The 3,534-nt window shown below is 33.3% G+C and carries 2 protein-coding genes; both read left to right on the top strand.

Annotated features, from left to right (window positions below; translation table 11 throughout):
• Positions 1–387: 387 nt before the first annotated feature.
• Complete coding sequence (locus C200_RS13460) at positions 388–1,467, top strand: hypothetical protein (RefSeq protein WP_016211876.1); 1,080 nt, start codon at positions 388–390, stop codon at positions 1,465–1,467.
• Positions 1,468–1,785: 318 nt separating this feature from the next.
• Entirely contained in the window at positions 1,786–3,504 is a 1,719-nt protein-coding gene (locus tag C200_RS13455; protein ID WP_016211874.1) for a hypothetical protein, read from the top strand.
• Positions 3,505–3,534: the final 30 nt, after the last annotated feature.

Raw genomic sequence — 3,534 nt, 5'->3', positions numbered from 1 at the left:
CATGGCTCGCAGCGGAAGAAAATAAGCTGACCTGATTGTTTATATCGGTTAGTTGTTTAGTTCTATTTCAATAAATAAAAACCACGGTTTATCCGTGGTTTTTTATAGCATTAAGCCAAGCGAAAAATAAACTCACTTCACTCCACTGCCTTTGTTCTAGTAGTTTTGGCGATATCATTTCCAGATGAAATATTTAATTATTTTTATAACTTTAATAAAAATATCAATAAAAAACTATTATTTATTACTAAACAATAAAGTTTAAATATTTACAAAAATATAAAAAATAGTTAGAATTATTCTATCATGGACTCTAGTAAGCCTTTAGGGTTTGTATTTTATTACTAAATCATCACAAAATATCTAACTAACTTAGAGACTAGATATATGCCAATGCCAAAATTGAAAGAAATTCAAGATAAATACTTAATACTCCTCGCAGAGGCCTGTTCAAAAGTTGATGAATGTGTTCGAGATAGGCAGTCCATTCATAAACCAATCAATGAGTCAACCAATAAAAAATGCAAAGAATATGTCAGTCATAAGGCAGTGGAGCACTTTTTCTTGGAAGAGTCTGATAATGAAATTGAAAATGCATATAAAGAACTAAAAGAAGAATTAGAATCTAGTAACGAAAAAGAGGCTTTATACGATAGATTTAATGATTTTTTTTATAAAAAAACAGCGCATAAAATTGACACTGCAAGAATAGTAGGATTTTCAAAAGAAAGAAAGTTTTTGTCTAAAAGTCTTTATGATAACCTGTTACTAAATGCTATAGAATTTACAGCATCTTCAAAACTAAGAGACTCTTTCAATTTAGCTTTCAAGGAAGCCGATATCTTAGCAACACATGATGACGGTATAGCCTTTACAGCTCTCAATAAAAATCTCACACATGTTACAGTTATGCCTTTAGAAAAGCTGGATATCTCTTGTCACTTAGAATTATTTCAACAATTAATCGAATTAGGTTTAGGCAATCAGCCTTCACATATTTTAGATATGCTCGACTTTCCTCAACAATTTAAAGATTTCAACCATATACTTCAAGAAACATATAACCAGATTGAGGCTCATGTATCTGCTCAAACATCAGATAGCCAGGCACAGTCACATCCGTTATTAAGCTGTTTTTTTCCTAAAAAAAATAACGTTAGCGCTTGCTTTCAGCAGTACCAAACAAATGTTACACGCGCAGCTTTTAACTTTTTATTCTCTAGAGAACGGGATCTAGCAGTACTAGAAAGCCAGCTTACTCAACATGACGCTAATTTTTTATCTAGCTCTGGCTTAAAAAATAGCTATCCAGACTTTCAAGGCCCTTACCCAAAGCTTCTCAAGCAGATAAAGCAATCCGATAACGCTGAAGTTAAAACTATCTCTGCACAGTTATTTTCTCAACAACAAATAGCAACCAGTGCTAGTATATTGGCAAACATGACTAGTGATATTGCCCCGGTTTAATAGATACCCAGGTGTGAAAGCTAATTAACTGCCGACGAGGCGTGTTCCGATCAGCCCATGGTTCACTAGTTCGCCTGACCTCCTCTAAATTGTAAAGCCAGTATGCATCCAAAATATCCTGGCGATAAACTTAGTTAATCTAAAACACCTATGCCTTGATATTTGGACCTAAGTTTATCACTTGTACTATTTTAAGAGGGAATCACCCCATACTCACCCTCATTTGTTATAATTTACATTTATTTGTAATATATCTTATTGGTTTTTTTATAAAATTTAAATATATTAAAGATATCTTAATGAAAGAACTGAAACAACATGAAAATAATATATTTTAAAAATGATTTCATTGATGTTACTAGAGTAATCTTTTATTTATTTGATAATGTAATTCTGAAAAAAAAATATAAAGCCAATGGAGAGTTTCAGGACTTTATAGCAATAAAACAGGATGTGATTGTCCCTTTCCTTGATGCTTTACAAAGTGTTGTAACTGATAGTGAGGCGGTAGCTGATCATGCGGCAAAGAGCTGTAGAGTTCATACGGAAGAAAATATTAATATTCTATTAAATGATCCACAGATAATAGAACAAATTAGAAAACTCTGTGTAGACAAGATCCTCATATTTGAAATATTTTTCAAACATATACTAAAGGTGGATGATGCAGCTTTTGATTGTTTGATTCAAGTTCTTCTTAAGACATGCGCCCCAGAACTCACTGACAATCAGAGCGATTTTTACAGATTAGAGGCTGTACAGTCTTTAGCTAAGCTCCTGAAGCTAAATGTTTCTCTTCCTTCTAATCAAGGTTTTTTAGAGAAATTAAATACAATTGGGCAGAACATTACAGAAAAAAAGCAAAAGTTAAACAAGCTCGATGCTAACAGTAAAACTCTTGAGCAACTTATTCAAGTAAGAGCACAAATTTTTAACAGACAGCGTGCCATCTTTGAGCGTGTTGCCACTTGGTATGTTGGTGGAAGCGCCGATCATGGCTTAAGTAAACACAATCAATCTCGGTTTGAGAAAATATTCTCACCCTATCTTAACTTTAACAATGGACAGCCTCGCTTAGCAGATGAATACCAACCTAATACTTTGATATTCGATGAACTTCTGCCAGAAATCATTTCAAAATGTGAGCAGACCACGAAACACTGGTTGGATAAAAATCTATATCACGGAGCTAAAACTATAGAAATATTGGTTAATGAAGCAAAGGCTGAAGCACAAGATCCTGAAAGTCAAAGACTTTGCGCCGAGTTAAAAACTGCTTGTGTTGCTGCTGAGAAAATCCTTGCTAGTAAGTCACCTAATTTTACGCCTTTACCTAGTTTAATGCCCTTAGAACATGCAGATAATTTATCAATAAAGCTTCATTACTTTCAGGAGGAAGATGACAAGCGACAAAATACGTTAAATCTAGAGCTTCAATCTTTGGAAAAAGAGCGAAACACATTAAGTCAATTCATTGATAAAGCTATAGAGATAGTTAAACATGCTTATCAGGAGCTATTGGATAAAATTAAAAAAAGAGTCTGCCCAGATTATTCATATGATAGAAAGATAACTATAGACGATAAATTGACTGCAGATGCAACAAATGATTTAGCTATTGTTATTAAACATATTGCCAATATTTCTAATAATGAAGACCTAACAAAAATTCATAATATACTTGCAAAACGCGACTATTTAACAAAGCATACCAGTGGAGCTGATTGCAAAACAACAATGTCTGGAACAGCACGTAGCTGCAGTGCAGAGTGGCAGAAAATAGAACAAACTTTTGCATGTAAAATGTTTTCTAATGAAATTAAAAACAGCGGAGATGAAAATTGCCGAGCAAATAAACTATCCGAACTAATTAAATCCAACCCTTTTCTACAAAAATATGAAGGCTTGGTTAACCACCTTTTAATTGACAGCGCTCAAACTGGTTTATTTTGCAAAACTTTAACTGAGTTAGCTCTTAATAGAGAAAAAATAATGAATGATATTTTATTTCCCTCACACCCTAGTGTAATAAGGTAAAACCTTAAGGTGTGTCACTCAGAACTTCGC

This window comes from Piscirickettsia salmonis LF-89 = ATCC VR-1361, assembly GCF_000297215.2.
GTDB classification, from domain to species: Bacteria; Pseudomonadota; Gammaproteobacteria; order Piscirickettsiales; family Piscirickettsiaceae; genus Piscirickettsia; species Piscirickettsia salmonis.
This window is presented reverse-complemented; position numbering and strand designations above follow the sequence as displayed.

Coding starts and splice junctions, on each gene's coding strand:
- C200_RS13455 (WP_016211874.1), top strand. CDS start 1,786: ATGAAAATAATATATTTTAAAAATGATTTCATTGATGTTACTAGAGTA.
- C200_RS13460 (WP_016211876.1), top strand. CDS start 388: ATGCCAATGCCAAAATTGAAAGAAATTCAAGATAAATACTTAATACTC.